The following is a 19,213-nucleotide window of genomic DNA, read 5'->3' on the forward strand; positions in this document are numbered from 1 at the left end:
TCACAACACTCCTTTAACGTATAGTTGGTTTCGCCCATCATTCGGGTTCCGAAGTCCGTCGCGCTGTGGTAGTTTCCTACCGAACTTCAGAATCCCAACGATGGGCAAAATAAAAAGACGCTTAGTTAAGCGCCTTGAAATTTTTTATATAGTATTATTCCTACAACAATCAGAAATAGTGGCCGTCCAAACTCCATAGCATAAGATAATATTTGCAGGGGATTTAAATTTAATTCGATCATCGTACACCTCCTAAAAATAACCTTTTCTAGTAATACGCTGCACTATTCTAGAGGTTTCAATTTTTAGAAGAAACCCTAATGAGTCCTGTCTTCGAAAAAACCATTTAGTATTACAGTATACTCATTATTGGCAAGAGGAACTACCTGATGCACTTCGATTAACTTATATGGTAGTGATTTCTCCAATTCTCGTATTGTAGTCCCTAATACTTCTGTTAGTGTTTCATTTTGATTTAATCTTAGATGCAAGAACTGCTGATGTTTGATCATGTTTCGCCTCCTCAAATCCATTGTGATTGAGCAAAGGACTTTTGTCTATTCTTTTACTTCTCGATCATTTTAAAATAAATTGCAGCTATCATAACAAAAGTGGCGTATTCACCAAAGCTCATGGCTCTTCCTGATAAAGCAGCTAACGTTGCTACTGCTAATCCAACTAATGAGGCCTGTCTTATATGTATTTGAAATATCCCTTTCATTGTCATTTGCACCTACCTAAGTTTTTGGTTTGCTCCCTCTCGCACACCAGCTTGCTACAAAGTATCTTATACCCAGCATAACTAGCCCACACGCATCGATAACACTTATGATTTTTGTCGTCTTGTAACGGAGATCTCTTTTTAATTACCCCCTTGCGCATCCGTATCACCCCAATAAAAAAAGCCACCCGCAATTGGATGGCTCATTTCATATTCTCTTGATAATACAAATTTATCATGTTTAAAAGCAAAATGTGTATGAATACCGTATAGATTTTATCTTAATTTCCTCTAAGAAGTCTCAGCGTTTTTAAAGGCTTCAATTTTTAGAGCAAACGCAAGACGATAGAAAGCTTTACCACGGTATTTATAGTAAGTGGCGTGTGACATTTCCAACTCGGTGTATGCTTCAATATCCGTAATATCGTCTTCGCCAAACCATCTTGTCATTATGATTTGTTTTTCTTTCTTGCTTAATCGTTTTGTGGCATTCAACACACGCTGTACATGGTTCTTGCGTTCTTCTTCTATGGAAATATTCTTTATGGCCGTGTTTTCCGTACTGCTGTGGAAAGCGTTTGTCTGCGTTGGTGGCACCAAAGAATAGTTTGCGGTTGTACTTGCTTCAATTCCAGGATGGAAGCCCATTCTTATGAAATCTCTTGCAAGGTCGAGGGCTTCTTTTACATTGATCTCTGTTTCTTCTTTATCGATTTCCGGTAGACCCGGCAAAGTTAATTGTTTATATTCCACTTCCGACTCCCCCTCAACGGCTTGGCGTGATATAATAGTAATTGTCCAAGTTAAATTAACCGCTCCCGTTGAGGGGGCTTTTTTATTTTTACTTGTTCGAAAGCATCATCATGTTTGTTTGAAAATTTATAGCCAGTTGAAGAGCTTCATGCCTTGAAAATCCTACGTCTTGTGCTTTTTTCATATACTCAGATAAAATCTTGGTGTGATCAATCAAAAACGCAGAAAGCTGATCAAACTCTGCAATGTTCATCTGCTACCCCTTTCTCAATTGATTTCCTCGTAGAAAAGTGCGTCAATGCTTTTTTCATCAATAAATAACGGTGCTTTTCTTCCTTCAGCTTCTTCCCATATAGCCCCCACAACTGAATTAAACCTAATTTCTTCAACCTCAAACTCTTGTACGACTCCACTTTTGAATACAACCGTTACCTTTTTCAAGCTAATCATTCCTTCCTCACAGTCCGACAAGTTTATATTTAGTTACCTCAAGTAATATCTTTCACCCTTTTTGGTGTAAATCTTCTGTCTGTTCGTATAGCTACTGTATGACTTGATAGATACTCAAGTTCTGCCTTCAATTCTGCAACCCTACGCTCTGCTTCCAGCGCTCTTTCAATCGCATGAGGCCATCCGTCACGAGCTTCGGCAATGAAACGAGCATCTTCATAACTTACAGCGCAAGCTAGTCCGTCCTCGTGTATAGATACCCAATGGCGCAGGTTAGCATTACCCGGCCACTCATCATGGCTCGCGCCCCAAGGCCCTTCTGTCGCTGTGTAACATATCTCTAAGTCTCTGTTTAGGTCACGCATTATTCTCCTCCCCCTCTAATAATCTGGACACCAGCTTTTAAAACAACTTGTTCTTGAATGCTTTCTCGGATGCTTAGGGGGATACTTTGATTATGGAAAACCAATTGTTCGATCTAGAGCAAAGCTTCTTCGTAACGTCTAAGCTTTTCTTCCAACACTTTAACGCCAATCCCGCTAGTCATTTCGCAACCCTCTTTATTCGCTTCACTTTCTCTTGAAGTATCTTTTTCTTAACTTGTTCCGCATGATCGGGGCAAACAGCACAATTGGCCCAAAGGCTAACAGCGCATTCCCTGCACAGTTTTTTATCACACGTTTCCGTCAATTCTTTAAAATCTACACTTGTTACAACCCCTGTACCTGTTGCATAATCGCATAGAATTGTAGACTCACGTTTATTGCAAATTTCGCAAAGCATTGGCATCCTCCTAAGGTGCAAGATCGCCCATTACCTGAGCGCACTCTCCACAAATAATTTTTCCTTCCATTTCAGGAAACTCTGGGTCGGTTAGATCGAGCTGTTGTTCTTCTTTGATCCATGTTTTGCAATGGACACACGGTTTTGAATTGTCATTATCATTAAAAGGACCAATATCCTCACCATATGAACCTAAATACATCTCTCTATCATGGTTCCAGCAATCATGGCACATCTTTTCTCCATCTTCATTACTATCGAACTGGTGACATTCACGGAGCTCACTAACCACATTGTCACACCAGCCACACTCTCCGCCGTTCTTATACTCTGCTTGAATAACTTCAAATTGCTTTTGGGTTAACTCAACCGTTCCTATAGTTTTTGCCGATGCTACGATGTATCCGTCATACGTATTTGGTGTTCCATCGTATCCATATGTGTTAAGTACATCGTTTTCGTCCGTTCCCATGTCAATGACTAGTCTTCCATGAACTAGTTTTAAGTCATATCTAGACATGCTAACCCTCCCTTTTCTTTTATCACAAGTGATGTTAAACCCTCAGTTATTCGAGACTTACAACCACTTGAGGTGTATCACCGCACTCTTTTTCTTTATAGATTTCGAGCAGCGACTTGCATTCCGGCCATCCTATGCATGAAACCTCTACGCTATGATCCGGTGGCAACAACTCAATATCGTCAATTTCGTCCATGATTTCTGTATCTTTCAGTACTTCAATCAAGTAATAACCAAGCGCCTCGTATTTATTTCTAGCGATGATGACTTTTTTATTAAGTCCGTCATCATGAGATATCTGGAAAAATCCGTTCATTCCGCATCCTCCCTTATACAAGCAATCGTTTGTTAAATATAAACTTCCCTTGGCGCACTTCCACGGTATGGAGAAACTAATCCCTCTTTCTCCATGCGATCTACAATTCGTGCCGCATAGACGTAGCCAACTCTAATTTTTCTTTGCAACATGGTAACTGAGCATTGCTTCGTCTCCTTCACGATCTGTACTGCCTCTTGATAACGTTCTTCAAAATCTGAATACAAATTACCATGATGCTCTTTTAACTTTTCAATCAATTCATTTGTCTTGTTCAAATCAATCTACCCCTTTCTAAAATTACCATTGTGCTCAACAACCACTTTCATAGCAGCTTTGCATATAGCTTCGTTCAATTAATTACCTCCCAAGAACCATCATCAAATTTCTCTTGAGCTTCCTCTTGACTTATAGTCCTATCTGATCCGTCAGCATAAACAACAAGGATTTTACCTGTTGGATAACCATCAAAGTCTTTGTGGAATGAAACCAGCATCTTTCCAACATCACGACTTTTTACAAATTCACTACCGTCGATATCTTCAATTCGAAAGTTGTTTAATCCCGCAAAAATAAGTTTTCCATTGCTATAACTATCTGCATATCCTTCAGTGAACGCTAAGGCTAGTATGCAAAATGTCTCTTTATCTCCGTATCTATAGATAACCTCATCTGTAACCCCGACTTCATTGAGCTTTTTAAGGTTTTCTTTACTACTAGCAACAAGGATGTACGCATCTTCCCCCCTGTTTGTATCTACTGCCTCCAGACTGTTCAGTACGTCCAAAATTGCTTGTCTATTCATTATTCATTCCTCCTATTTTTGTCCCAAATGATAGAGATATGCTCTATCAAGTGATCACAATACTGAACCATACTTATTTATCGCTTTATATGAAGGTTGAGATCCTACTTTCCTAAAAATCACTACAGCATTAGGAAAAGGTGCGTTCCATTTGCTACCACCAAACTTCAGACGTCCTTTAACTAATCGAATTTCACCCTTCATACAATAGTCGTGCCACCAACTTGCATCTGTTCTTGCTGGAATCAAACACACTACAGTAGCTCCATTAAGAGAAGATTCGTAAGCTTTCTTTATCCACTTACCTATCTGTCTTCCATAAGGAGGATTCATCCAACAAATGCCCTTCCATTCTTGCTGTAGACCATCCTCATTAGGGGAGAAATATCTTTCGCATTTTGTGTTTTCTGGTAGAGCGCAAACATCTAATTGAAAGCCAAACTCTTGATTTAACTGGTTGAAGAAGTCTTGCGGCGTCTCCCATAAATCTGTACTTGAAGTAAACATTCCTTCGTTTATAGCCATTTCCCATTCTCCTTATTTTTGTCCCAACTCCTCGCACTACAATGGCAACAAGGAGTGATATATCATGCAAAAATCGTTTTATTATCTAGTGCCGTGTAGCCGATCTGCTAGGCTAATTCGAAAGTTTCGACGACACGGCATCCATTTTGAGATTGAACCTATCCGAAACAGCGATAACGTTCGGTTTGCGTTTCCTGATCTGCCTGTGAATCAGTATCATGTCGTGCATTTGGTGTTTGGCCATTCCGGATTTACATGCCCTGCTCCAGAAGAGAAAAGATTGATTGTTGCCCAAAATGTTCAGCAGCCACTTTATTGAACCAGAGCACTTCCGTTCGTTTTGCTCCAGCTTCTGCCACAGTTTCAAACGTTTCTCTATGCCACTTTTTCAATCTGGTATCATACAGCTCGTGTGCGTATCCTGATAGAAGGACCGGTCCAGGATGATCGTCCAATTGTTCTAACAGCAATTCATGATCACCAATACCCATTTCATGTTTATAATGTCGCTTGGTCCGTGTTTCTAAAATGTAGGGAGGATCAGCATAAATAAGCACGTTCGACCTGTTATAACGATCAATGATTTTTTCAAATGGTTGTTGCTCAATTTGTACTTCTTTTAACCGTTCAGTTATGTCCATGATCTTTTGTGGGAGTTTGATCCAGTCTCTTGGTCGGTTATGTTGGTCACCACCGGTATTACTTTTCCATCCGGTCCGGTCGCTTGTTTTTGCTCCAATTGCCATCCAACAACGTACCAGGAAACGCCTAGCACTTTCTAACTCATCCTCGCTAGATTCATAGGCCGCATAATACTCTTCACGGGAGTAGGGTGTCCAAAATATTTTTTCAGCTAATTCCTGTGGTCGATCCCTGATGACTCTGAAGAGATTGACCACTTGCCCGTCTAAGTCATTAATCGTTTCCGACTTGGAAGGTTGCTTGTTAAAAAGAACTGCTCCGGATCCGAAGAACGGTTACAAGTACGTATGATGTTCTGGCATATGTTCAATAATCCAGTTGGCCACGCTCCACTTACTACCTGGGTAGTGTAGGATTCGTGGATACTTTTTCATCAATCCCCACTCGCTTTCTCCGCCCACTCTCTAAGCGCCTGAGCATCGTCAGTCTCTATCCATGTAAAGCCGTAGCTATTTTTCATTTGAACGCACCCCCGTTGAACCAAAACCGCCTGTTCCTCGCTTCGTATCGCTTAACTCATCTACCTTAACAAAACTCGCTTGAATAACCGGTGTAATAATACCTTGGGCAACACGATCACCTTTTCGAATGATGTAAGTACCAAAGTCGTATTGTTCTAGGCGGATATCTTCTGGAGATCCATCAATTCGGAATGGTGGAGATGTTGCAATATCATTTTCGGGAAATGAATTTTCGAAAATCATAGAGACTTCCCCACGGTAGTCCGAATCGATAACACCGACACCATTTGGTAAACGGAGAGCTGTATGAATTGCAATTCCAGATCTCATGCATAAAAGAAATACATATCCCCTTGGAATTTCAAAGGCTAACCCTAATGGTATTTTTACGGTTTCGCCAGGTTCGATAATCGTTTCCTCAACCGCTACAAGATCAAATCCTGCACTATCAGGAGTGGCATATGTCGGTATTACTGCATCTGGATGGAATTTTTTAATTTTCACTTGCATAATTAATTCCTCCTCGATTCTTCTACTTTCATTCGTGCTAATCTGGTTGCGGTTGCTAATATTGCTGCCATTCGTTTAGGTCCGATACCAGGTGTTTCAACCAATGCTCTTTCGAAGAGATCCCATGATGCAATCGTTCCTTGCTCTATGCCAGCAGATCGTTCGCGTTGTAATTTCTTTTGTAGACTCATATGCCTAATCTCTGCTTTTTGATTTTGTTTCCAGGAACGGACATTATAGTGATATCAGTAAAAGCACGACGGTTCTTTCTAACAGTCGGTGGAGGTAAAGAAACAAGCCAAGCCCTTTCTTCAGATGTCATTTCACGTTTTATCAATGGCCCGGCCTTATAAACGGGTCGCTCTACTCTTGGCCGCGCTCTCTTTTCAAGTCCAATGGTTGAGCCGAAATTCATCATCATAAGCGCCTCCTGTTGTTGGAAAGAAGCAGCTTTACGCTGCTCCCCCGTCAGATTGTTCGGCTTCGAGATCGGAATATTCAGGAGTAACCTGTGATAAGTTTCTTAGGTCGTCCCAATCTCTTGCTGCTGAGGCTATACGACCTTTGTAGTCCTTCCAAATCTTGCTCCATTTGCCTGAGGTTAAATCGAGAGAAGCAGCGATATCCATAGAACGCTCACCTGCTTCACGTCGGGTTACAATGTCGATGAAATTGTAGGGTAGGTCTTCGAATGTCGGGGCCTGTCCAGATAGGATAAATTCGTTGATTGTTTTAGGTTCTACTTGAGGTGTGTCTTCTTGTTGAGAGGCTTCTTGAACACCTTCTGATTCAGGAGTAGCTTCTTCTTGCGGTTGATCCTCTTGGGCTTCAATCTCAGAATCTTGTACATTCTCTGAAGCCTCGTTTGGCTTCACTTCTACCATTCCAGATCCATCAACCGTATATGGGGTATTGGGAGTTTCTTCGTCCGCTTGCGTATCTAATTCGAATGACAATTGGGTGTCGCCTACAGCAACAAAAACATATGTTTTGCGCAAACGCATTAAGTTCAGTATTTCTTGATCTTTAGGGTTTTCTATTTCCAAGACAACCTCAATGCTGTCACCCTTGCCTGAACCTATCTTTTTCAAATAAGCTTCAAAATTTTTATTATCCATCGTTTATTTCCCCTCTCAATTTAGGCTTTATTTTTTGCTTTAGCTTTAGCTTTTGGTTTAGGGTTGAGAATAGCTTCTACAACCTCTTTTTGCGTCTTGATCAGTTGGCCATGTCCGTTTATGGCACGTCCTATTTGAGCCAGCACATAAGCATCACGCACGTTATCTGACTTATGTTTGAATCCAAAACGTTCAGAAATTCCAACGGCAACTGCTGCTTTATCGCCAACGCCTTTTCCAGTTGCGAATTTTTTCAACTGACTAGGCGCCACTACAACGAATTTCATGCCCCTTCTATACAGGTGAACTCTTATAAACCAACCAATTCCGTATTGGAAATCAACACTTCTTCCAGAAGAGTTAAATGAAAATCCCTCAATCAAAACAAAGTCAGTTGGCTGTATTTCAGATAATATTTTTTCTGCTATTAAAGACATGCGCTCTGGATCTTCAAGATCTTTAAGTGTGATCTCGTTAGCTTCCAGTACGTTCCCCTGTTCATCTAGCCTTACAAACCCAGTCTTAGTTGATAAATCTAGCCCTACGTAGTTTTGTCCCACGTCTGTTCCTCCTCACAATCTCAAACACTGTACATTCGTCGATTTCATCACCGTTGAAAGCTATCAATCTCTTAGCTCGATATTCCAGGAGTAGCTGGTGAATAATCTCTTCGTCTGAGTAATACAAACCTTTTGTCAATGCTCGATAGTCGAGCTTTCCCGAAGCTTGAATCCGTTTCAGCAGTGGGCAAACATGTCGTCTCATTTCCCACCTTCTCTTTTATTTATATTTTGAGATGTTTCGATATCTAAATATGAACTTATGCACCTGACCTTCTCAGAGTCATTTCTAGCAACTTTTATTTCCGAACATATATTTGCATATCTTTGTTATAAAAAACTCGTGGCGACCCCTTCGGCTCGTTCTAGCGATGTTATTTCTTGGTCATGATGAACTCACCGTTCCTAACCTGCTTCAATTCGTAATCATCGCCATACCTCATGTAGTAGCTTCCCCAGCATTCTTTCATGGCTGCTCTCCGCTTTTGATCATCCTTGATCGCCAAGATCCACTCAGGGATGGGGATACGAACCTCAATATCGCGTAGCATTAGGCTGGATCATCCATGCTCAACTGGCGTGCGATATTCGAAAACTTGTTGTACTCCTTCAAGAAGACCAGCTCGACCGTTCCAGTTGGGCCATTACGTTGCTTGGCTACGATGAACTCAACAATGTTTTTACTTTCACTGTCTTTGTTGTAATAGTCGTCTCGGTAAAGAAAAGCTACAAGATCCGCGTCCTGCTCAAGAGAGCCTGATTCCCTGAGGTCTGACATCATGGGCCGCTTGTCTTGCCGCTGTTCAACAGAACGGCTCAACTGTGAAAGAGCAATGATTGGTACGTCCAGCTCACGTGCAATTGACTTTAACTCACGGGATATGCTCGAAACCTCTTCTTGGCGATTCCCGCCCTTACCTCGCAGTAATTGCAGATAATCGATGAGGATTAGACCGAGCCCTTTCTCTTGCTGAAGCTTCTTACATCTGCGCCGTATATCCGCTGTTGTTACCGCTGCTGTGTCGTCTATGTAGATCGGCGCCTTCGAAATCGTACCTATCGCCATTGTGAGCTTCTGCCAATCATTTTCTTCTAACAGCCCTGATCTAATCCGTGAAGCATCGATCATGCCTTCAGCGCAAATCATACGGGTGACTAGCTGTGGAGCTGACATCTCCAGAGAAAATATAGCCACTGGCTCTTTCGATCGGATCGCTACATTCTGACCCACATTCAAAGCAAGTGCTGTTTTACCAACAGACGGGCGTGCTGCCCAAATGATTAAGTCTGACTTGTTTAAACCCGCTGTCATTTTATCGATGTCCACATATCCGCTCGGAATGCCTGTCATTTGCCCTTTAAACATGCTCACCTTTTCAATGGCAGCATAGGATTCCTTGACCACTTCACCAGCATGCTTAAAGCCTTGGGATTGTATGCTAGGCTCAATTTCAGCTTTTGCATTGTCTAGGTTAGCAAGGACAGCATCGATGTCCTCGTTGCTGTATCCGTCCTTCTGCAACTGCTCACCAAGCCTGATCAGCTTACGTCTCTTGGCCTGCTCTGCCACTATACCGATGTGGTAATTAATCGTTTCAGCGCTGGCTATCGATCCCTGTAAATCAGTCAGATAAACCGAACTACCTGCCGAAATAAATAGATTGTCTGAAGCTAGTTTTGTGGTAACGGTTAGAATGTCGATCTTGGTTCCTGATTCAAACAGCTCCGTCATAGCCTTCAGGATTTTTTTGTGTAGAGGCTGGTAAAGTGATTCATGATCAATGCGTTCCAACACTTTTTCGATAATCGCAGGCTCTTTCAAGATCGAGCCTATCACCGCTTGTTCCGCCTCATGGCTATGTGGCATCTCCTGTATGCTAATCATGATTGTTCACCTGCCCATTAGCCCATTGATTTGTTTTCATGTATTTACCGAACCGCTCACTTTCTCCAGTCACTTCTTCAACGTCCCCTCCACCAAGGACGCGCTCCATAAGTCGGGTTCCCCAGCCATCACTGCGTTCGTTGTACTTCTTTTCTAACTCGAGAACCCCTAGATTTGATCCATATAGCGTTGGGAGCCTGTCTTGTCTGGATTCCAATACTTCGAACAAGTCGCTCATTTCCCATTGGGCAGGAATATCAGCACCGATCTCATCGATGATTAGCACTTCTGTGTTTTTGTAAGCTGCTAGCGTTTCGAGCTTTGTATATTTATTACTGGTCCGGTTGATTAAGCTACTCGTTGTTGTATAAATAACGCTGATCCCTTGATGTCTTAGATTCATGGCCACCGCTGATAGGAGACTGCTCTTACCTGTTCCGTTGGGCCCAAAAATATATATCCCTCTGTCTTTCCAGCGATTCAAGTTCATAGCAAAATCTTTTAACTTTGCATGAGCTTTCTGGATGCCTGGATGCCGTGCTTGATCTAAACTCGCATTGGGAACCATCTGATCGTCGTCGCTGTAAGCTTGGATTTTCTGTATGAAAGCAACCTTTGCTCGTTGACGTTCTTCTTTGGCTAGCAAGTCCGTTTCGCATTTGCAGGCAACCGCTACTACTCGCTCTACTCCAAGAATGTTAATTACTACAGGCGAAAGTACTCTGCTGCATATGCTGCATCTACGCTCACTTGAGCCCAGCTTTTCGGTACTGCTCTGCGCGATCCGCTGAAAGAGATCCTGCATTGTTTGCTTTTCCCCCTTTGGGCTGTTCACTTAGAACTTTTTCTTCAACCCAATTCAAGATGGCACGGTAATCACTCTTGTACTTCTTACCATTAGCCCCTTTGTAGTTGTCTAGCTTCTCTATCATTTTTTCTGTGAGAGCTTTTCCGTGTTTAGAAACTAGCTTTGCGTATTCTACTTCCGTCATCGAAACGAACTCAGCATATTTCTTTTTTGGTTTTTCTTTTCGTTTTGATGAATTTGGAGAGGGTATATCTTTTAAATCTTTTAATTCTTTTTCTTCTTCTTTTTCTTCTTCTTTTTCTTGTCCACCTAACGTTGACGTATCGTGGTACGTGTCGTCTAATTCGAACCCTGATTCGTTGAGAAAACCAATAAATATTTTTCTGATTGATGGTGAATCAATTTGCTTTAAAACTTCAGCAACTAAGGACAGGTCTTTAACATCTCTAAGCTCTTTTTTTATGCAATCTTCGACTGGTTTTCCACCCTTACGAAAGTTGTACTTACCCCAGTTTAGTAAGGCTAATTCTCTTGATTCAGAGTTGTATTTTATTAACCTATGGTTTCGTTCGAAACGATCAAATAACGCATTTACACTTTCAATCGAGTACCCCATTTCAAATGCCATTGTTTTCTTAGAAATCGGGTATACACCAATCTGTTTTGTGCATGGATTTGTAAGCAGGTACAAGTAAAAATATTTATCCTCAGGTGTCATTTCTTCCAAGACTCTTGCGTCTTGCCAAAAGCTTGTTTGTACTTGCCTAAACACTGCCATTGTCGCCTCTTCCTCCTTGATGTAAATCTTTATGGCACTGCTTACAAAGAGTAACTCCATTCGAAACAATAAATCTTAGTGCTGGATAAGCAGCAAACCCTTTTATGTGATGGGCCTCTAGCTTTCCACCATGCTGACCACATTTTTGACAAGTATAGTTATCCCTTTCAAAAACTTCTCTTCTCCATTCCCGATATTCTTGGGAATTTCTAATTTCGGTATTGGTCAGCCAAAACAGTTTGACTTTCAGCCCCCTATCGGTAAATTCCAAAGCGTCAAGTTCAATTAAGATCTTTATAGCTTTCTCAACTGTCTCTATAGGTTTGTGTAAAATAGTAGCTAGACCATGATAATCAATTGGTTTGCCCTTCACGATATAAACCAAGTTCTTGTCATTTCTCTTTCTGGCCATCCCTAAAAGTTTTAGATAAATAAGCAGTATCTCGTCTCCATGCTCCATGTCTTCTAGCAGTTTTGCATTTTTTGATTCAAAGAAATCGATAGGAAGTTTGTAATACTTAACGTCAGCCATTTGTACCGCCCCCTTCCCTCAAGAAATCCGTCTTACTTTAGCCACTAAATCAAGGAAGTCTACACTAACAATCCAGGGCTTTTTTCGTTCATCCAAGCACTGCAATCTAGCAAATTTTACGTTACGCTTAAAAAATATGTCCCTAACTTTCCACTGCATCCCTTGTAGCTGATAGACTTGTCCGATCATCTTCTACCACCACGTTTTCTTTGGCATTTTTTCTTTTTCCAGTACAGTTGGATTAACCGGGATTTTTTGTTTTTGTATAAACTAATTTGCAGCTTAAATTCATCAGATACCGAATCAAGAATTTCCTTGCCTTCCCAGTCCCACGAACCAATTGACAAGTAAAAACGACCGTAGGACCAGTGATTCTTATAGTTACAAGACAAACATTCTTCTATTTGCTCAACCACTCCAAAATCATCGTCCCATGAGTTCGTGTATAATCGCTTTCCGCAACATAGGCATTTTTTAGGTTCCCACTTCCTACTCCAATTCCATGGGAACAATCTGATGGAATCCCCGTCCTCACCATTCCGATAAAACTTTCGAACCCAAAGTTTCTCTTTTCGCTTATATCTCATCTTCTACCACTCGCAAATCGGCACTCGTTTTAGCGTGCCAGTGTTTTTGTGGACCAAGTGCCATTCGGTTGGATATTTTTTATCAATCAACCAATTCTCGGTGTTTAGGCTTGGCATTACGCTTTTCAAAAGCTTGGCTTCTTTTAGGTGTAATTTACGTTTCATTCACAAACACCCCTCTCCTAAAAAGGTAAGTCATCATCTGCGATATTTATTGGTTTCCCAGTATCTGCAAAAGGGTCGTTAGACGGGCCAGATTTTTTATTTCCAGAAGTCTCAGAACCTTGTGTTGACAAGAACTGCACGTTATCAGCTACAACTTCAGTGACGTACACTTTCTTGCCCTCTTTGTTGTCATAACTTCGTGTTTGGAGTCGTCCTTCAACGGCAGCCTTTTTGCCTTTAGCAAGGTAGTTAGCGCACAGATCATCTAGTTGTCTCCATACCACTATGTTGATGAAATCCGTTTCTTTCTCACCATTTGAACCAGAGAAAGAACGATTTATCGCTAAAGTAAAGGTTGCAACAGCAACCCCATTTGGCGTATAACGTAATTCAGGATCTCTAGTTAGGTTTCCGATCAAAATTACTCGGTTAAGCATTTCTGCACCACCTATTCCAGCAAGTCCAGATAATGGACAATATGCTTTATTTTTTTAGTTTCCCTGCAATATTTACACTTTTCACAACGGACTGGATCAGCGAATCCATGCTTGACTTCCAAGATGCGAGGCATGTGTTGGACAATTTCTTCTAGTTCGTACCCTAATCGTGTTGTATCAGAGCCGATTATCGCCTTATCCGGAGGATCTTCCTTGGAAACAGCTACAATCAAAGCTTCTAGCCAAGTATCACGGCCCGCCCACAGTCTTTCAATTTCAAGGTATAATGCCATTTGTCTTAGGTATCCAAAAGCCTCTACAAAAGACACATATCCTTGATTTTTATCCCAATGCTTTCCGTTAATATCTCTAACTGTTTTTAGATCAGCAATCCTACATTGTTCAGGATTGTAGACATCCATTTTTATTTTCCATGGGGCATCTGCGAACTCAGCCGTTGCGATTACTTCCTTTTGTCCTTCTAATGCAAGCATGACAAAGGGATCTTCTTGTAATGTCTGGATCATCTGGTCCGCATGGCGATACTGAGCGTACAGCTCTCCCTTTTTTGTAAACAAGGATGGATTGTTCTCTTTAAATTGTTCCAAGGTACCTTCTAGCCAGGCATGTACATAGGAACCAAGCAATAAATTTATGTCTGATGGATTACTCCATTCACCTGACAATTTAGCCATTGCCATAGCCTCACAAGTCCGGAAATCCTTATACTGGCTATTGCTCATATATTCTCTATCAGCCTCTAGCGAGTAATAATTTTGATCATTCAGTTCCAGCAGCACTATCATCACCGTCACTGTTGTCACTTGGTTGTTGCTGTTGTTGCTTAAAAGCTTCCTCCGTTTTGGAATTCAATTCTCTGCTACCTGCTTTTAAGTCAAAGTAATCTTCACGCTTACCCATGCCGTCCCTAAGGGCTTTATATACATTGGATAAACGAATGAAGTCATTTTCGCTAAATGCATCTGCACCGCATCCGATGTACTTCTCAAGCATGGGCTTATTCACTTGGAATTGAGTTTCAAAGATGGTAATCATATTACGAACGCGATCTTGTAGTGGCTCCTTATACCCATTTTTTAAAGTTTCTTTACAACGATCTATTGCGGAGTCAACAATATCTCCAGGAATCACCCCAAGAATGCATGCTCTAACGCGACGAGCTCCTTGGTTTGCAACCATTTCGTAAATATCGCGTGGATCGTCTAGTTGATTCACTTTTCCTCTTGCTTTTCGCTCATGCTTTACAGTGAAAACTTTTGTTTGACGAGTGTTAGTTTCTAAATCCCACGCGTATGCCATCATTGAAGACTCTCCGTTTTTTTGCTCCAGCTCAATTACTCCAAAATCAATATTTCCCCATGATTGAGCAAGCACTTCAGCCAATCGTATGGATGGACCTGTTACTTTGGTTCCACCTCTAGGAAACTCATACATCGCACTTTCTGCTAAAGCTTTTCTATCACATGCTTTCATGATTCTGTTGTAAGCATCGTACTCATCACGTGGAAATGTCTTTGCTACATACATAGCAGCCTGAACTTCCTGTGCTTGGCGACTCACCATTGCTTGTCCTGGTGCTGTTGATTGTCTAGTTGAGGGAGCAAACTGATTATTTGATGGGGTTAAGCTATTTTCCATTTAATCCTCCTTGAAATTCCAGCCCGAACAAGTTACCATAGGGCTGGGTGTATTAGTGAACTTAGTGAAGGCTCTGCGCTGCTACGCAGGGTCTATTTCCTTTTCTTCCACATACTCAATCAACTCTTCTTCAATCTTTTCCAAATTGGAAATTAACGCTGAAAGCTTATGCTCGTGAAATTCTGCAAGGGCAGTAAGAATATTTGGTGTACTACGATATCGATCATCTGTTTCTTCTTTGAGATTAATAATTTCAGCTATTGAATCTTCTAAATTGCTAAGAGTTTGCCTTATACTCATTTCAATCACCTCCTCTCTTACGCTTCCAGTAGAAGCAGCTCTCTTCTTAGTTCATGAAGCCTTGTTTTGGACTGTTCAACCTGCCCATGGTTTTCGTTTTCCAACGCTTTAGATAACATATCCAACTGATAATCGCATTCTATCTTGGCTACTAGGATGTCTATTTCAGCGCGATTGCCCCTCATTGCACGGACAACATCATCAATTGCTGGCATTAGCTTCATCCCTTCCATGATTCAAATTTTCGATTCCATGAACGTTTGTAGTATTCAAACATGCCCTCTTGCCTTAAAAGATCAACCTTACTAGCGACAGTTGCTTCTGTTCTACCAAGAGCGAGTGCTATTGAACGCATATGATCAAATTCATAAAATCTGCATAGATACTCCAACTCTTCAGTGGTATACGTCTTGCCCTGGTTGGGATGAAAGCTAGGATGGAACTTCATACGATTCAAACTATCGAATGTTATTCTGGGATAGCGATCTTCTACCATGCATCCAGCCACACCAGAACCCTCCTTAGTTCGTTTTTTACAAGCTCCTTATTCTCGGATGGAGTACGATCTCTCGCTGTCTCACAGACACCTCTCACCTCTTCGGTGATGTCTTCCAACGATTCAATGACCAAGCCGATCTGAGTTTCCATCAATTCTGCTGGTTCATCAAAAGCTGTGGGCCCGATTCTCCGTTGTCTCATTGATTCTGTTTGCTCTACATATTCCGGAAAATCAGAAATTTGTTTCATGTGATTTCCAACCTAGCTGCATTTTATCTTTGCCCAATCTCATCAATTCGTTTTGGAGCTCGATTTCTTGCATACGTCCTAGCCGCAAGCGCTCCTTATATGGAGCTAATTCCCTTTCAAACTCGTTGTTATTCGCATTCAAAGTAGTTAATTGCCGTTTGATTCTGCCTATTTTCAAATCGATATCATATATCTGTTGGTTCTTTTCCTCTGCTGTCAAATTCGTCACCTCCAAACTCAACTCCATATTCCTTACAAAAGTCTTCTAACCGCTTCACAGCTCGATCACAAACGGCTTGCCCAGAAACCGGTAGCATTAAAGCCATCTCGTGATTTCGATCCCTAGCTAATATCTCTGCTTGCCGACGATTGAAATCATCCTTACTCATTTGCAAACCTCCTTCAAATCCTTCATGTTCTCCCGCGCAAATCTCTGGATGTCTTTTGCCTTGCCAATCAAAACCAAGTGGCAACAACCGCGATTAACTGGGTTAAGGATTTTCAAACCACCATCTCCTTTTGTAGTGTAAACACTACATTTATTTTAAAGAAAAAATCTCCCTAGCATCTTTATTAAAGTAATGGGAGATTTTAAGCATTAATTCTCCAGAGGGATTCCCTCCTTTTTCTACATTGGCAATGGTATCTCTATGAACCCCTAATTCTTTTGCTAATGCTTCTTGAGAAAGGTCATATCCTTCACTTCTTCGAAGGTACTTTAATCTACACCTCAAAATTACCACCTCGCACTACGTTGTGTCGACTCTACACTTATTATTGTAGGGTCGAATCACACAAAAGTCAACCAATAAATTCTAAGAACACAAGAACACATTATCTCTTTTATTTTTGTGGTATATACACTACAATATGTAGTATAGAAACGACAAGGACGGATGAAAATGACTAATTCATTGGGAGATACTCTCAAAAAATTAAGGAAAGATAAAAAGTTATCTTTGCGAGCTGTTGGTGAATTGACAGGGTTAAGTTATGGATATATCAGAGACATTGAAATTGGGATCAATAGAAAAACAGATTCACCAATGATACCTACACCTGATACTCTAAAAAAGTTTGCTCAGGCCTATGATTATCCGTACCAAGAACTAATGAGAATTGCTGGGCATCTTGAAGATGCTTCTGGTCATGTTATCCTGGATGATCCAAATATCTCTGATGAAAATAAAGACCTATTCAGAAAAATATTAGACTTACCTCCTGATCAATACGAGTTAGTTAAAAGCATAATAAATAATTTTAAGAACGAATAAAAAAACAACCCCTACTCCGTTTTAAAGTAGGGGTTGTTTTTTATTAGCTATATCCTTCAATAAACTGCATGCGTACTGAGCCTGAGGTGTTTTTTCTTGGAGTATGGTTCTTAGCAGCATGAGCTCATCATGATTTAATAAAATCGCGTTAAAGTTCTCATAATTAGTCTGATCTATGGTGTTAATATCTTCCATACCTAAACTACCCCCTGCATAAATATTTCCTCTTATAGAAATAATTTTACCTTAATAACCACAAAACTTAACGTTCGACAAATTATGTAATAATTCGACATAAAAAAGACCCTATTTCTAGGGTCTTTTCATTGAAAATGTTAATTATTTGGTTTACCACTCAGGGAAAGAATATTGAACAATTGTACCATTTGAATGCGTTTCAGCAAATGCCGAAACAGGAACCATCAAAGCCACTGCTAAAACAAAAACCAAAGCCAACTTCTTCATAACATCTTCCTCCTAATCTATATTGTAAAACTCAATTATTTCCTTTAACTCAAACTGCATTGCTTTGTCCAACCCATAAAATGGTTGATTTGTGAAATCATTTAGTAAACGGCCGTTAGCTAATGTAAGCGTTAATAGCGTTTGCAGCGAGTTTAAAAGCTCGGTTTTCATTTTCATTTTTGCGTAGAGGCGGATACTTTTGAGTAAAAGAGCTCCTCCTTCTTTTGCATTATTTAAAATAAACAATACACGAGCCTTCAATCTCAAGTATATTCCATACTCGTATTTATAGAAAGGGCCTGCTGATATATTTTTTTCTAAATATTTATTAAAGGTATTCTCTAATGAAAACAATTCCTGGGCATCTATGGCCCTACCTAGCTTTATATAAATTTTTGTTAACTCATTTACCGCAATGATGGTGTTTATGTTTTCAGGATACTTTGAAATAAAATCTGTTAATAATAGTATAGCCTGTTGATACTCTCCCTTTTTAGATAAAATCAATGCTCTGTCAAGTAAAACATGAGGCTCTCCAGCCTTGTTAAACAGCCTAATGTACTCATTTAGATACTGTTCTGCACAAGCAACATCATTCATTTTAATAAAGTTGTTGTATATTACAAAAAATGATTTTTCTGTCCACTTTGTGATTACTCCGTGGTTAATTACAAACGAGAGGATGTCGTTACTTTCTTTGAACCGTCTGATGAATTGGGCATGAACTCCCACTCTGTAGTAAGCTTCAAGTCTTTCCTCTATAGGAAGAAGATAAGCAAATTCGATTAACCGTTTGCCTAAATAGAAGGTGTCTTTTTCAACAAAATCACGCATTAGCAAGTATTCACGCATTAGTGCTCTCGCCATAATTTCATTCTCACGGTAAACCATAGCTTGTTTAGAAATTGAAGAGTAAAGTGTAGCAGCACATTCACGATCTTGCGTCTCCTCAGCTATTTTAATTAACTGATGCAAGCTAATACTGGCTTCTGGGTTTGCAACTAATACATACTGTTCGATGATCTTATGGATCACTTCAGTGTCTTTTAACTTCAGAGTCTCACTTAAAATAAATTCTATTATCCCTTTCTTAGTTTCACTTTGTTGAATATAAGCTCTTGAAAACTCAGAAAAAGGAATCTTTAAAAAATCTATGATTTTTTTTATTGTACGTATCTCTGGATGTCTAGTAGTACCTTTTTCGATTTTGTCCAAAACCGTTCCAGATAACCTGGCTTCCTTGCAAAATTGAGATTTTGTCATTCCAAGTTGCTCTCTGTATTTTGTAACCAGACATCCTAAGGTATATTTCATTCTCAACTCACATCCTTTATTTTTCTACTTTCACAGCA

General features: G+C 40.4%; 37 protein-coding genes and 1 pseudogene. 1 reads left to right on the forward strand and 37 read right to left on the reverse strand.

The features are described from left to right. Positions 1 to 317 precede the first annotated feature (317 nt). From QZ995_RS20795 to QZ995_RS20965, 35 genes and pseudogenes are all read right to left on the reverse strand, one after another. Positions 318 to 512 carry a hypothetical protein gene (locus QZ995_RS20795; RefSeq protein ID WP_301811256.1) on the reverse strand — a complete coding sequence of 65 codons (195 nt, stop codon included), beginning with the start codon at positions 510 to 512 and terminating at the stop codon, positions 318 to 320. A 53-nt stretch (positions 513 to 565) separates the two neighbouring features. After that, positions 566 to 721, reverse strand: coding sequence for a hypothetical protein (locus QZ995_RS20800; RefSeq protein ID WP_162988363.1), 156 nt, complete (start codon positions 719 to 721; stop codon positions 566 to 568). 291 nt (positions 722 to 1,012) lie between these two features. Continuing rightward, positions 1,013 to 1,474 (reverse strand): ArpU family phage packaging/lysis transcriptional regulator, encoded by a 462-nt coding sequence (locus QZ995_RS20805; RefSeq protein ID WP_301811264.1) that lies wholly within the window; start codon positions 1,472 to 1,474, stop codon positions 1,013 to 1,015. Positions 1,475 to 1,562: 88 nt separating this feature from the next. After that, positions 1,563 to 1,727, reverse strand: a complete 165-nt coding sequence (locus tag QZ995_RS20810) for a hypothetical protein (RefSeq protein WP_301811266.1) — start codon at positions 1,725 to 1,727, stop codon at positions 1,563 to 1,565. 14 nt (positions 1,728 to 1,741) lie between these two features. Next, positions 1,742 to 1,915 (reverse strand): hypothetical protein, encoded by a 174-nt coding sequence (locus QZ995_RS20815; RefSeq protein ID WP_301811267.1) that lies wholly within the window; start codon positions 1,913 to 1,915, stop codon positions 1,742 to 1,744. 47 nt (positions 1,916 to 1,962) lie between these two features. Next, on the reverse strand, positions 1,963 to 2,289 hold the full coding sequence (locus QZ995_RS20820) for a hypothetical protein (protein WP_301811270.1): 327 nt from the start codon (positions 2,287 to 2,289) through the stop codon (positions 1,963 to 1,965). A 178-nt stretch (positions 2,290 to 2,467) separates the two neighbouring features. Beyond that, positions 2,468 to 2,707, reverse strand: coding sequence for a hypothetical protein (locus tag QZ995_RS20825; protein ID WP_301811272.1), 240 nt, complete (start codon positions 2,705 to 2,707; stop codon positions 2,468 to 2,470). A 10-nt stretch (positions 2,708 to 2,717) separates the two neighbouring features. Further along, positions 2,718 to 3,227 (reverse strand): hypothetical protein, encoded by a 510-nt coding sequence (locus tag QZ995_RS20830; protein WP_301811274.1) that lies wholly within the window; start codon positions 3,225 to 3,227, stop codon positions 2,718 to 2,720. A gap of 46 nt (positions 3,228 to 3,273) precedes the next feature. After that, entirely contained in the window at positions 3,274 to 3,543 is a 270-nt protein-coding gene (locus tag QZ995_RS20835; protein ID WP_301811277.1) for a hypothetical protein, read from the reverse strand. Positions 3,544 to 3,575: 32 nt separating this feature from the next. Beyond that, positions 3,576 to 3,821 (reverse strand): DNA translocase FtsK, encoded by a 246-nt coding sequence (locus tag QZ995_RS20840; RefSeq protein WP_301811279.1) that lies wholly within the window; start codon positions 3,819 to 3,821, stop codon positions 3,576 to 3,578. A 74-nt stretch (positions 3,822 to 3,895) separates the two neighbouring features. Further along, positions 3,896 to 4,348 carry a hypothetical protein gene (locus QZ995_RS20845; protein ID WP_301811282.1) on the reverse strand — a complete coding sequence of 151 codons (453 nt, stop codon included), beginning with the start codon at positions 4,346 to 4,348 and terminating at the stop codon, positions 3,896 to 3,898. A 54-nt stretch (positions 4,349 to 4,402) separates the two neighbouring features. Further along, positions 4,403 to 4,873: a DNA N-6-adenine-methyltransferase gene (locus QZ995_RS20850; protein ID WP_301811284.1), complete on the reverse strand. Its 471-nt coding sequence runs from the start codon at positions 4,871 to 4,873 to the stop codon at positions 4,403 to 4,405. Between the two features lie 251 nt (positions 4,874 to 5,124). After that, positions 5,125 to 5,949 (reverse strand): annotated as a pseudogene (locus tag QZ995_RS20855) (DNA adenine methylase). Between the two features lie 75 nt (positions 5,950 to 6,024). After that, positions 6,025 to 6,546, reverse strand: a complete 522-nt coding sequence (locus QZ995_RS20860; RefSeq protein ID WP_301811287.1) for a dUTP diphosphatase — start codon at positions 6,544 to 6,546, stop codon at positions 6,025 to 6,027. A 2-nt stretch (positions 6,547 to 6,548) separates the two neighbouring features. Then, the gene (locus QZ995_RS20865) at positions 6,549 to 6,737 is read right to left on the reverse strand and encodes a hypothetical protein (protein WP_301811290.1); all 189 of its coding nucleotides are present in this window, start codon (positions 6,735 to 6,737) and stop codon (positions 6,549 to 6,551) included. Continuing rightward, entirely contained in the window at positions 6,734 to 6,967 is a 234-nt protein-coding gene (locus tag QZ995_RS20870; RefSeq protein ID WP_301811293.1) for a hypothetical protein, read from the reverse strand. The genes QZ995_RS20865 and QZ995_RS20870 overlap by 4 nt, the downstream gene beginning before the upstream one ends. Before the next feature lie 31 nt (positions 6,968 to 6,998). After that, complete coding sequence (locus tag QZ995_RS20875) at positions 6,999 to 7,664, reverse strand: hypothetical protein (RefSeq protein WP_301811295.1); 666 nt, start codon at positions 7,662 to 7,664, stop codon at positions 6,999 to 7,001. Positions 7,665 to 7,684: 20 nt separating this feature from the next. Further along, the gene (locus tag QZ995_RS20880) at positions 7,685 to 8,224 is read right to left on the reverse strand and encodes a hypothetical protein (protein ID WP_301811297.1); all 540 of its coding nucleotides are present in this window, start codon (positions 8,222 to 8,224) and stop codon (positions 7,685 to 7,687) included. Positions 8,225 to 8,598: 374 nt separating this feature from the next. Beyond that, positions 8,599 to 8,775, reverse strand: a complete 177-nt coding sequence (locus tag QZ995_RS20885) for a hypothetical protein (protein WP_301811300.1) — start codon at positions 8,773 to 8,775, stop codon at positions 8,599 to 8,601. Next, positions 8,775 to 10,109 (reverse strand): replicative DNA helicase, encoded by a 1,335-nt coding sequence (dnaB, locus tag QZ995_RS20890; protein ID WP_301811303.1) that lies wholly within the window; start codon positions 10,107 to 10,109, stop codon positions 8,775 to 8,777. The genes QZ995_RS20885 and dnaB overlap by 1 nt, the downstream gene beginning before the upstream one ends. After that, positions 10,102 to 10,914 (reverse strand): ATP-binding protein, encoded by an 813-nt coding sequence (locus tag QZ995_RS20895; RefSeq protein ID WP_301811306.1) that lies wholly within the window; start codon positions 10,912 to 10,914, stop codon positions 10,102 to 10,104. Before QZ995_RS20895 ends, dnaB begins: the two co-directional genes overlap by 8 nt. Beyond that, the gene (locus tag QZ995_RS20900; RefSeq protein ID WP_301811374.1) at positions 10,856 to 11,695 is read right to left on the reverse strand and encodes a hypothetical protein; all 840 of its coding nucleotides are present in this window, start codon (positions 11,693 to 11,695) and stop codon (positions 10,856 to 10,858) included. Before QZ995_RS20900 ends, QZ995_RS20895 begins: the two co-directional genes overlap by 59 nt. After that, entirely contained in the window at positions 11,682 to 12,227 is a 546-nt protein-coding gene (locus tag QZ995_RS20905; RefSeq protein WP_301811309.1) for a phage replisome organizer N-terminal domain-containing protein, read from the reverse strand. Before QZ995_RS20905 ends, QZ995_RS20900 begins: the two co-directional genes overlap by 14 nt. A gap of 18 nt (positions 12,228 to 12,245) precedes the next feature. Continuing rightward, positions 12,246 to 12,416, reverse strand: coding sequence for a hypothetical protein (locus QZ995_RS20910; RefSeq protein ID WP_301811311.1), 171 nt, complete (start codon positions 12,414 to 12,416; stop codon positions 12,246 to 12,248). A 401-nt stretch (positions 12,417 to 12,817) separates the two neighbouring features. Further along, positions 12,818 to 12,979, reverse strand: a complete 162-nt coding sequence (locus tag QZ995_RS20915) for a DUF6906 family protein (RefSeq protein ID WP_301811314.1) — start codon at positions 12,977 to 12,979, stop codon at positions 12,818 to 12,820. Between the two features lie 17 nt (positions 12,980 to 12,996). Beyond that, positions 12,997 to 13,416, reverse strand: coding sequence for a single-stranded DNA-binding protein (locus QZ995_RS20920; protein ID WP_301811316.1), 420 nt, complete (start codon positions 13,414 to 13,416; stop codon positions 12,997 to 12,999). 11 nt (positions 13,417 to 13,427) lie between these two features. Next, positions 13,428 to 14,222, reverse strand: a complete 795-nt coding sequence (locus QZ995_RS20925) for a PD-(D/E)XK nuclease-like domain-containing protein (protein ID WP_301811376.1) — start codon at positions 14,220 to 14,222, stop codon at positions 13,428 to 13,430. After that, entirely contained in the window at positions 14,197 to 15,075 is an 879-nt protein-coding gene (locus QZ995_RS20930; RefSeq protein ID WP_121474713.1) for a hypothetical protein, read from the reverse strand. The genes QZ995_RS20925 and QZ995_RS20930 overlap by 26 nt, the downstream gene beginning before the upstream one ends. An 81-nt stretch (positions 15,076 to 15,156) precedes the next feature. Further along, positions 15,157 to 15,375 carry a hypothetical protein gene (locus QZ995_RS20935; protein WP_121474714.1) on the reverse strand — a complete coding sequence of 73 codons (219 nt, stop codon included), beginning with the start codon at positions 15,373 to 15,375 and terminating at the stop codon, positions 15,157 to 15,159. Positions 15,376 to 15,392: 17 nt separating this feature from the next. Then, entirely contained in the window at positions 15,393 to 15,590 is a 198-nt protein-coding gene (locus QZ995_RS20940; protein ID WP_301811322.1) for a hypothetical protein, read from the reverse strand. A gap of 5 nt (positions 15,591 to 15,595) precedes the next feature. Then, entirely contained in the window at positions 15,596 to 15,883 is a 288-nt protein-coding gene (locus QZ995_RS20945; protein ID WP_301811325.1) for a DNA-entry nuclease, read from the reverse strand. Then, a complete protein-coding gene (locus QZ995_RS20950; protein WP_301811327.1) occupies positions 15,865 to 16,122 on the reverse strand; it encodes a hypothetical protein in 258 nt (85 codons plus the stop codon). Before QZ995_RS20950 ends, QZ995_RS20945 begins: the two co-directional genes overlap by 19 nt. After that, a complete protein-coding gene (locus QZ995_RS20955) occupies positions 16,106 to 16,342 on the reverse strand; it encodes a hypothetical protein (protein ID WP_301811328.1) in 237 nt (78 codons plus the stop codon). Before QZ995_RS20955 ends, QZ995_RS20950 begins: the two co-directional genes overlap by 17 nt. Then, a complete protein-coding gene (locus tag QZ995_RS20960; RefSeq protein ID WP_301811329.1) occupies positions 16,308 to 16,511 on the reverse strand; it encodes a hypothetical protein in 204 nt (67 codons plus the stop codon). The genes QZ995_RS20955 and QZ995_RS20960 overlap by 35 nt, the downstream gene beginning before the upstream one ends. Positions 16,512 to 16,661: 150 nt before the next feature. After that, positions 16,662 to 16,856 (reverse strand): helix-turn-helix transcriptional regulator, encoded by a 195-nt coding sequence (locus QZ995_RS20965; RefSeq protein ID WP_437124759.1) that lies wholly within the window; start codon positions 16,854 to 16,856, stop codon positions 16,662 to 16,664. A 168-nt stretch (positions 16,857 to 17,024) separates the two neighbouring features. Between QZ995_RS20965 and QZ995_RS20970 the strand changes: the two genes are divergently transcribed. Next, positions 17,025 to 17,396, forward strand: coding sequence for a helix-turn-helix domain-containing protein (locus tag QZ995_RS20970; protein ID WP_301811332.1), 372 nt, complete (start codon positions 17,025 to 17,027; stop codon positions 17,394 to 17,396). 21 nt (positions 17,397 to 17,417) lie between these two features. On the opposite strand, the gene QZ995_RS20975 is transcribed toward QZ995_RS20970, so the two are convergent. Continuing rightward, positions 17,418 to 17,591, reverse strand: coding sequence for a hypothetical protein (locus QZ995_RS20975; protein WP_301811334.1), 174 nt, complete (start codon positions 17,589 to 17,591; stop codon positions 17,418 to 17,420). Between the two features lie 282 nt (positions 17,592 to 17,873). Continuing rightward, the gene (locus QZ995_RS20980) at positions 17,874 to 19,175 is read right to left on the reverse strand and encodes a helix-turn-helix domain-containing protein (RefSeq protein WP_301811336.1); all 1,302 of its coding nucleotides are present in this window, start codon (positions 19,173 to 19,175) and stop codon (positions 17,874 to 17,876) included. Positions 19,176 to 19,213: the final 38 nt, after the last annotated feature.

Origin of the sequence: Brevibacillus laterosporus, assembly GCF_030489605.1 — a bacterium.
GTDB lineage: Bacteria > Bacillota > Bacilli > Brevibacillales > Brevibacillaceae > Brevibacillus_B > Brevibacillus_B laterosporus_E.

What these genes read in the sequence shown, in the direction of transcription:
- QZ995_RS20900 (WP_301811374.1), bottom strand. Translation starts at nt 11,695, where the DNA reads ATGGCAGTGTTTAGGCAAGTACAAACAAGCTTTTGGCAAGACGCAAGA.
- QZ995_RS20850 (WP_301811284.1), bottom strand. Translation starts at nt 4,873, where the DNA reads ATGGCTATAAACGAAGGAATGTTTACTTCAAGTACAGATTTATGGGAG.
- QZ995_RS20910 (WP_301811311.1), bottom strand. Translation starts at nt 12,416, where the DNA reads ATGATCGGACAAGTCTATCAGCTACAAGGGATGCAGTGGAAAGTTAGG.
- QZ995_RS20960 (WP_301811329.1), bottom strand. Translation starts at nt 16,511, where the DNA reads ATGAGTAAGGATGATTTCAATCGTCGGCAAGCAGAGATATTAGCTAGG.
- QZ995_RS20835 (WP_301811277.1), bottom strand. Translation starts at nt 3,543, where the DNA reads ATGAACGGATTTTTCCAGATATCTCATGATGACGGACTTAATAAAAAA.
- QZ995_RS20820 (WP_301811270.1), bottom strand. Translation starts at nt 2,289, where the DNA reads ATGCGTGACCTAAACAGAGACTTAGAGATATGTTACACAGCGACAGAA.
- QZ995_RS20980 (WP_301811336.1), bottom strand. Translation starts at nt 19,175, where the DNA reads ATGAAATATACCTTAGGATGTCTGGTTACAAAATACAGAGAGCAACTT.
- QZ995_RS20905 (WP_301811309.1), bottom strand. Translation starts at nt 12,227, where the DNA reads ATGGCTGACGTTAAGTATTACAAACTTCCTATCGATTTCTTTGAATCA.
- QZ995_RS20800 (WP_162988363.1), bottom strand. Translation starts at nt 721, where the DNA reads ATGAAAGGGATATTTCAAATACATATAAGACAGGCCTCATTAGTTGGA.
- dnaB (WP_301811303.1), bottom strand. Translation starts at nt 10,109, where the DNA reads ATGATTAGCATACAGGAGATGCCACATAGCCATGAGGCGGAACAAGCG.
- QZ995_RS20970 (WP_301811332.1), top strand. Translation starts at nt 17,025, where the DNA reads ATGACTAATTCATTGGGAGATACTCTCAAAAAATTAAGGAAAGATAAA.
- QZ995_RS20875 (WP_301811295.1), bottom strand. Translation starts at nt 7,664, where the DNA reads ATGGATAATAAAAATTTTGAAGCTTATTTGAAAAAGATAGGTTCAGGC.
- QZ995_RS20885 (WP_301811300.1), bottom strand. Translation starts at nt 8,775, where the DNA reads ATGCTACGCGATATTGAGGTTCGTATCCCCATCCCTGAGTGGATCTTG.
- QZ995_RS20925 (WP_301811376.1), bottom strand. Translation starts at nt 14,222, where the DNA reads ATGATAGTGCTGCTGGAACTGAATGATCAAAATTATTACTCGCTAGAG.
- QZ995_RS20870 (WP_301811293.1), bottom strand. Translation starts at nt 6,967, where the DNA reads ATGATGATGAATTTCGGCTCAACCATTGGACTTGAAAAGAGAGCGCGG.
- QZ995_RS20865 (WP_301811290.1), bottom strand. Translation starts at nt 6,737, where the DNA reads ATGAGTCTACAAAAGAAATTACAACGCGAACGATCTGCTGGCATAGAG.
- QZ995_RS20795 (WP_301811256.1), bottom strand. Translation starts at nt 512, where the DNA reads ATGATCAAACATCAGCAGTTCTTGCATCTAAGATTAAATCAAAATGAA.
- QZ995_RS20935 (WP_121474714.1), bottom strand. Translation starts at nt 15,375, where the DNA reads ATGAGTATAAGGCAAACTCTTAGCAATTTAGAAGATTCAATAGCTGAA.
- QZ995_RS20860 (WP_301811287.1), bottom strand. Translation starts at nt 6,546, where the DNA reads ATGCAAGTGAAAATTAAAAAATTCCATCCAGATGCAGTAATACCGACA.
- QZ995_RS20895 (WP_301811306.1), bottom strand. Translation starts at nt 10,914, where the DNA reads ATGCAGGATCTCTTTCAGCGGATCGCGCAGAGCAGTACCGAAAAGCTG.
- QZ995_RS20845 (WP_301811282.1), bottom strand. Translation starts at nt 4,348, where the DNA reads ATGAATAGACAAGCAATTTTGGACGTACTGAACAGTCTGGAGGCAGTA.
- QZ995_RS20915 (WP_301811314.1), bottom strand. Translation starts at nt 12,979, where the DNA reads ATGAAACGTAAATTACACCTAAAAGAAGCCAAGCTTTTGAAAAGCGTA.
- QZ995_RS20825 (WP_301811272.1), bottom strand. Translation starts at nt 2,707, where the DNA reads ATGCTTTGCGAAATTTGCAATAAACGTGAGTCTACAATTCTATGCGAT.
- QZ995_RS20830 (WP_301811274.1), bottom strand. Translation starts at nt 3,227, where the DNA reads ATGTCTAGATATGACTTAAAACTAGTTCATGGAAGACTAGTCATTGAC.
- QZ995_RS20920 (WP_301811316.1), bottom strand. Translation starts at nt 13,416, where the DNA reads ATGCTTAACCGAGTAATTTTGATCGGAAACCTAACTAGAGATCCTGAA.
- QZ995_RS20940 (WP_301811322.1), bottom strand. Translation starts at nt 15,590, where the DNA reads ATGCCAGCAATTGATGATGTTGTCCGTGCAATGAGGGGCAATCGCGCT.
- QZ995_RS20975 (WP_301811334.1), bottom strand. Translation starts at nt 17,591, where the DNA reads ATGGAAGATATTAACACCATAGATCAGACTAATTATGAGAACTTTAAC.
- QZ995_RS20810 (WP_301811266.1), bottom strand. Translation starts at nt 1,727, where the DNA reads ATGAACATTGCAGAGTTTGATCAGCTTTCTGCGTTTTTGATTGATCAC.
- QZ995_RS20930 (WP_121474713.1), bottom strand. Translation starts at nt 15,075, where the DNA reads ATGGAAAATAGCTTAACCCCATCAAATAATCAGTTTGCTCCCTCAACT.
- QZ995_RS20950 (WP_301811327.1), bottom strand. Translation starts at nt 16,122, where the DNA reads ATGAAACAAATTTCTGATTTTCCGGAATATGTAGAGCAAACAGAATCA.